The sequence below is a fragment of the Tardiphaga sp. genome (assembly GCF_028290785.1).
Classification (GTDB): Bacteria; Pseudomonadota; Alphaproteobacteria; order Rhizobiales; family Xanthobacteraceae; genus Tardiphaga.
The window spans coordinates 1-6,593 of sequence record NZ_JAQGJD010000160.1; the positions used below are offsets into that span (position 1 = coordinate 1).

A 6,593-nucleotide genomic window follows, 5' to 3' on the forward strand; every position below is an offset into this window, starting at 1 on the left:
GCGCGCCGCCGGAAAGCCCGCCAAAGTCGCCTTCATCGCCATCGCCAGAAAGCTGCTCATCACCCTCAACGCAGTCATCCGAGATCAAAAACCGTTCTGTCCCTGATCGGAAAACTACAGTTGCCGGATCTGCGTTCGCTGCGCTCACTTGTCCGGGACGACAAGTTAATCCTACTGAAACATCACCGTACCTACCGCCATGGCGACGGCGGCCTGGGTCGGATCGATGACCGGGACGCCGAGCGCGTCTTCCAGCGCCGCGCGATGTCGTGACATGCCGGCGCAGCCCATCACGACGACGTTGGCGCCGTCCTGATCCTTCAATACCCGGCCGACCTCGATCATCCGCGCCAGCGTGCTGTCGCCGGCAGCGGCTTCGGCGACGCTCATGTCGAGCGGACGTTCGCCGACGAAGCGGTCCATCAGGTTCATCTGCCGGAGATAGCGCACGTGGCGGCTAATCGAGCGCTGCGCCACGGCGATGACGCCAAACCGGTCGCCGCGCGCCAGCGCGGTCAGCACGCCGGATTCGGCGATGCCGAATACCGGCCGCTGCGTCGCCTCGCGGCAGACGTGCAGCCCGGGATCGGAATAGCAGGCGATCACGAAGGCATCGGCGGAATTGTCCGCAGCGACCAGCCGGCGCAGGGGCATGGTGGCGCTTTCCAGATCGGCCTGGGTCTCGACGCCGAATGGCCCCTCGGCCATTGTCACGCATTCGATCTCCGGCCCGCCGTCGAAGCATATTGGTTGTAGCGCTTCCGTCAGGTTGCGCGTCACCTGCGGATTCGAATTCGGGTTAACCACGAGAATCTTCTTGCGGCGCTGCATCTTGGGCTCCTTGTCTTGGCCGCAGTATTGCAAGAAAGTGCGGCGCATCAAAGCGCTCAATGCGCGCGCAACCTTCTGCACAATCCCTGGAGCAGCCCTTGTCCGATCCCGTCTACGATCTCGTCATCCGCGGTGGCACCGTCGCCACGTCGAGCGATGTGTTTGCCGCCGATGTCGGCATTTCCGGCGAAACCATTGTCGCACTCGGCAAAAACCTCGGCGCCGGCAAGAAAGAGATCGACGCGACGGGCAAGCTGGTGTTGCCCGGCGGCATCGATGCGCACGCCCATATCGAGCAGTTGTCCGCCGCAGGACTCGTCAACGCCGACACCTTCGAGACCGCCACCACGTCGGCGGCATTCGGCGGCACCACCAGCGTGATCTGCTTTGCGGCCCAGCACATCGGCATGGATGTGCGGAAGGTGCTGACCGATTACACCGCGCTGGCCAAGCGCGGCGCCATGATCGACTACGCCTTCCACATCATCGTGGCCGACGTCACCGACAAGGTGATCGCCGAGGACATTCCGGCGTTGGTCAAGGAGGGCTATTCCTCGATCAAGATATTCATGACCTACGACCTGCTGCGCGTCCATGACGAGAAGCTGCTCGACATTCTCGCCGCCGCCCGCGAGGCCAAGGCGCTGGTCTGTGTCCACGCGGAAAACCACGGCATCATCTCGTGGATGGTGAAGCGCCTGCTCGACAAGGGGTATACCGCGCCAAAATATCATCCCGTCAGCCACGCGCGGCTTTCGGAGTCCGAAGCCTTTACGCGCCTGATAGCCTTCAGCGAGCTGCTTGACCAGCCGATCATGATTTTTCACGTCTCGACTCGCGAGGGCGCAGCGGTGATCCGCGAGGCGCGGGGTCGGGGCGTAAAAGTGTTTGCCGAGACCTGCCCGCAATATCTGTTCCTCACCATGGAGGATCTCGACAAGCCCGGCGTCGAGGGCGCGAAGTGGATGTGCAGTCCGCCGGTGCGGACCACGGACGATCAGGAGGCGCTGTGGCGCGCGCTCGATCTCGGCGATCTGCAGTTGGTATCGTCCGATCACGCGCCGTACCGTATGGACGAGACCGGCAAGCTGCGCGCCGGCCCGAACCCGACCTTCAAGCAGATTGCCAACGGCATGCCTGGCCTCGAAGTACGCTTGCCGCTGCTGTTCGACGCCATGGTTTCGAAGGGTCGGCTGGGCCTGTCGAAATTTGTCGAACTGACCTCGACGGCGCCGGCGCAGATCTACAACCTGCCGAATAAGGGCTCGATCGCGATCGGCATGGATGCCGACATCGCGATCTGGGACCCCTTGAAGAAAGTGACGCTTTCCGACGCCATGATGCACGACCTCGCCGGCTTTACGCCGTTCGCCGGCCGTGAATTGACTGGCTGGCCAACGACGGTGCTGTTGCGCGGCAGCGTGCTGGTGGAAGGCGATACGTTCAACGGCAAGCCCGGCGAGGGCCGCCTGATGCTGCGCGATGGCGGCAAGGCCGCAGCACCGAGCGGGCGCCTCGCCGCCGAGATGGACCCGGCGCGGAATTTCGGCGCGAAGCTGTTGTAAGGGCTTCATCACTCCACGATTGCAGCCGCTTGAGATACTTGTCCCGGACGCGGTGCGGCGCGAACTGCCGCCCCGCAGAGCCGGACCGTACCAAGCGCCGTCGCCCGCAATGGTCCCGGCGCTGCAGTGCATGACGCCTCCTGCGGAGGCGCAATGCCCTGCGTCCGGGACAAGATTGCGTTGAAATCCGCGGTTGCGAAAACAACCGCAGAGCAGGGGTGTGTCGCGGCGGCATCTGCGATAGACACCAGTTCCAAGTCCCTTATTCGCGGAGAACCTGCGTGCTCGATCCGAACCTGCCGGCCTTACACGATATCCAGACTCCCGCACTGGTGGTTGAGTCATCGGCGCTGGCGCGCAACATCGCGGGGATGGCGGCGTTCGCAAAAGGGCATGGGGTAGGCCTGCGTCCGCATGCCAAGACCCACAAATCGCCGCGCATCGCGCAACTGCAACTCGATGCCGGCGCGCAAGGCATCTGCTGCGCCACGGTCGCGGAGATCGAGGCCTTTGCCCTGGCCGGCATTTCGGGCTTGCTGCTGACCGGGCCGGTGGCCGATCGTCCGAAGCTGGAGCGGCTGGCTCGCGTGGCGCGCGATCAAGACATCAGTATCGTCGTCGATCATGCGGACCAGGTCGCGGTGCTCCGCGAACTGCTCGGCGATGCAAGCCGCCCGTTGCAGGTGCTGGTCGATATCGACGTCGGCCAGCGCCGCACCGGTGTCATCGACGCCGCGGCGACGCTGGCGCTGGCGCAGACCATTGCGGCCACGCCGGGCATGCGCTTCGGCGGCATCCAGGGCTATGCCGGTCACGTTCAGCACATCATCGATGGCGGCGAGCGCAAGGCCGCTGCTGGTGCAGTCCATGCGGTCGTCGCCGAGCACCTCGCTGCGCTCGCGGACGCCGGCATCGAGGTCGCCATCGTCACCGGCGTCGGCACCGGCACGTACGCCTTCGACGTCGCCGGCCCCTATACCGAATGGCAGGTCGGCTCCTACGTGTTTATGGATGCCGACTACGGCCGCGTGCAGCGCGAAGGCGGCGGCGCATTGCCCCATGAGCCCAGCCTGTTCGTTCTGTCCACGGTGACATCGGTGAACCGCGCCGGCGAATTCACCATCGATGCCGGCGCGAAATCGCTGGCCTTCAACGGACCGGCGCCGGAATTGCTGATCGGGGCGCCCGAAGGCTCGACCTATCGCTTCGGCGGCGACGAGCACGGCATGATCACCATGCCGGCGGGCAGCCCGGCGCCGAAACTGGGCAGCCGCATCCTGGTGCTGACCACGCATTGCGATCCCACCGTCAACCTGCATGCGGAATACCATGTGGTCGGCCACAATAACGGCATCGAAACCTGGCCGGTGCTGGCGCGCTACGGCACCTGACATCATCCGCCGGCAGGCCGATCTGTCGCCATCATTTCGAGGCGATCACCAAATCGTGTGGATCGCAATGTTGTGACGGCGCGATCGGCTGTGTGCGTCCTTGACGCTTTCCAACAATGAATTCCCCGGGCTATGTTCGGCGAAGAAGAATTCTAAACATCATACTATCTCCGCCATGCTGCCGTCACGCAGCCTGGCACGCGTGCCACACGGACATCTGGAGATCCACATGGCCTATACAATCAACATCAATGGCATCAGCCATTCGGTCGATGTCGATAGCGACACCCCGCTGCTCTGGGTACTGCGCGACGTGCTTGGCATGACCGGCACCAAGTTCGGCTGCGGCGCGGCGTTGTGCGGCGCCTGCACGGTGCATCAGGACGGCAGCGCGATCCGCTCCTGCATCACGCCGATCGACAGCATCGGCGACACGAAAATCACCACCATTGAAGCGATCGGCAAGACTCCGGCCGGGGCGAAGATTCAAAAGGCCTGGCTCGACCTCGAAGTCGTTCAGTGCGGCTACTGCCAGTCCGGCCAGATCATGAGCGCCACCGCGCTGCTGGCCAGCAATCCCGCGCCGAAGGACAGTGACATCGACGACGCCATGGCCGGCAACATCTGCCGCTGCGGCACCTACGTTCGAATTCGCGAAGCCATCAAGCACGCCGCCGCAGCGCCTGCCGCCACCGGACAGAGGGGCTGATATCATGTTGGACAAACTGATTGACCGCGAAGCCGTCTCCGCTTCATCGCCGCGGCCGTCGCGCCGCACCTTCCTCGCCGTCGGCGCCGCTGCCGGCGGCGGACTATTGCTCAGCGTGAGCATGCCCGGCTGGCTCGGCAGCGCGGAAGCGGCCGACGGCGCTGACTTTGCACCCAATGCGTTCGTGCGGATCGGCCGCGACGGCCAGGTGACGCTCGTGATGGCGCAGGTCGAGATGGGGCAGGGCACCTACACCTCGATGCCGATGCTGATCGCCGAAGAGCTCGAAGTCGATCTCGCGCAGGTCAAGCTTGAACACGCGCCGCCAGATGACAAATTGTATGTCAATCCGCTGATCGGCTTCCAGGTCACCGGCGGCTCGACGTCGGTGCGCGGCTTCTGGAAGCCGCTGCGTCTGGCCGGCGCCACCGCGAGGACGATGCTGATTTCCGCCGCGGCGGAAAGCTGGAAGGTCGAGGCCACCTCCTGCCACGCGGCCAAGGGCGAGGTGATCCACGCCGCCTCCGGGCGCAAGCTCGCTTACGGCAAGCTGGTGGATCAGGCCGCGAAGCTGCCGGTCCCCGCCAACGTGGCGCTGAAGGAGCACAAGGATTTTACCCTGATCGGCACCTCGGCAAAGCGCCTCGATACTGCGGCGAAAGTGAACGGCACCGCCGAGTACGGCATCGATGCCAGGGTGCCCGGCATGAAGATCGCCACCGTCGCGGCCTGTCCGGTCATTGGCGGCAGGCTTGGCAGCGTCGATGACAGCAAGGCCAGGGCCGTCAAGGGCGTGCGGCAGATCGTCAAGCTCGACAATGCCGTCGCCGTCATTGCCGACCACATGGGCGCGGCAAAGAAGGGCCTCGAGGCGCTGGTCATCACCTGGGACGAAGGCGCCAGCGCCAAATTCTCCACCGCCGACATGGTGCAGCAGATGAAGGACGCCTCGACCGGCGCCGGCGTGGTGGCGGTCAAGCAGGGCGACGCCGCCGCGGCGGTTGCCGCCGCCGCGACAAAGCTTGAGGCGGTCTACCAGATGCCGTTCCTGGCGCACGCGGCAATGGAGCCGATGAATGCCACCGTGCATGTGCGCAACGACGGCTGCGACGTCTGGGTCGGCACCCAGGTGGTTTCGCGCGCGCAGGCCACCGCCGCGGCCGTGACTGGTCTGCCGCTCGATAAGGTCAAGGTGCATAACCATCTGCTGGGTGGCGGCTTCGGTCGCCGGCTCGATGTCGATGGCATCACCCAGGCGGTGCAGATCGCCAAGCAGGTCGATTATCCGGTCAAGGTGATCTGGACCCGCGAGGAGGACATCCAGCATGATATCTACCGCCCCTATTACTACGACACGCTGAGTGCCGGCCTCGATGCCAGCGGAAAGCCGGTGGCCTTCAACCATCGTGTGGTCGGATCCTCGATCCTGGCGCGCTGGGCCCCGCCCTTCTTCAAGGACGGCCTCGATTCCGACGCCGTCGAAGCGGGCTCCGGTCCCTACAGCTTCGACAACCTGTTAGTGGATTACGTCCGCCAGGAGCCGCCGGCCGGCCTCACCACCGGCTGGTGGCGCGGCGTCGGCACCACGCACAATGCCTTCATCGTCGAGGGTTTCGTCGATGAGTTGGCGATCATCGCGAAGCAGGACCCCGTCGCTTATCGCCGCGCGCTGCTCGACAAGGCGCCGCGCGCGAAGGCGGTGCTCGATCTGGTTGCCGACAAGGCCGGTTGGGCCGCGCCGATGCCGGCGGGCCGCGGCCGCGGCGTCTCCGTGATATTCGGGTTCGGCAGCTACATCGCGCAGGTCGCCGAGGTCACGGTCGGCAAGGATGGCCAGGTCAAGGTCGAGCGCGTGGTCTGCGCGGTCGATTGCGGTCAGATGATCAACCCCGACACCATCAAGGCGCAGATGGAGGGCGGCATCCTGTTTGGCCTGACCGCCGCGCTGTATGGCGAGATCACGCTGAAGGACGGGCGCATCGAGCAAGGCAACTTCGATACCTACCAGGCGATGCGCATCAACGAAGTGCCGACCATCGAGGTGCATCTCATCGACAGCCATGAAGAGCCCGGCGGCATCGGCGAACCCGGCACGGC

Annotated in this window: 5 protein-coding genes and 1 pseudogene; 5 read left to right on the forward strand and 1 reads right to left on the reverse strand. The window is 64.9% G+C overall.

Features of this window, described 5'->3' with window-relative positions; all coding sequences use genetic code 11:
* Positions 1–106 (forward strand): annotated as a pseudogene (locus tag JWR89_RS09440) (IS110 family transposase); the annotation flags it as partial.
* 65 nt (positions 107–171) lie between these two features.
* Here JWR89_RS09440 and JWR89_RS09445 read toward each other — a convergent pair.
* Positions 172–831, reverse strand: a complete 660-nt coding sequence (locus JWR89_RS09445; protein ID WP_299714796.1) for an aspartate/glutamate racemase family protein — start codon at positions 829–831, stop codon at positions 172–174.
* Positions 832–929: 98 nt separating this feature from the next.
* Here JWR89_RS09445 and hydA point away from each other — a divergent pair, with 98 nt between their 5' ends.
* The 4 genes from hydA to JWR89_RS09465 form a co-directional block, all read left to right on the forward strand.
* Positions 930–2,396: a dihydropyrimidinase gene (gene hydA / locus JWR89_RS09450; RefSeq protein ID WP_299714784.1), complete on the forward strand. Its 1,467-nt coding sequence runs from the start codon at positions 930–932 to the stop codon at positions 2,394–2,396.
* 281 nt (positions 2,397–2,677) lie between these two features.
* A complete protein-coding gene (locus tag JWR89_RS09455; RefSeq protein ID WP_299714787.1) occupies positions 2,678–3,787 on the forward strand; it encodes a DSD1 family PLP-dependent enzyme in 1,110 nt (369 codons plus the stop codon).
* A gap of 229 nt (positions 3,788–4,016) precedes the next feature.
* Positions 4,017–4,496 (forward strand): (2Fe-2S)-binding protein, encoded by a 480-nt coding sequence (locus JWR89_RS09460; RefSeq protein WP_299714790.1) that lies wholly within the window; start codon positions 4,017–4,019, stop codon positions 4,494–4,496.
* Positions 4,497–4,500: 4 nt separating this feature from the next.
* A partial coding sequence (locus tag JWR89_RS09465; RefSeq protein ID WP_299714793.1) for a molybdopterin cofactor-binding domain-containing protein occupies positions 4,501–6,593 on the forward strand: 2,093 nt, incomplete at its 3' end.

Coding starts and splice junctions, on each gene's coding strand:
- JWR89_RS09445 (WP_299714796.1), bottom strand. CDS start 831: ATGCAGCGCCGCAAGAAGATTCTCGTGGTTAACCCGAATTCGAATCCG.
- JWR89_RS09460 (WP_299714790.1), top strand. CDS start 4,017: ATGGCCTATACAATCAACATCAATGGCATCAGCCATTCGGTCGATGTC.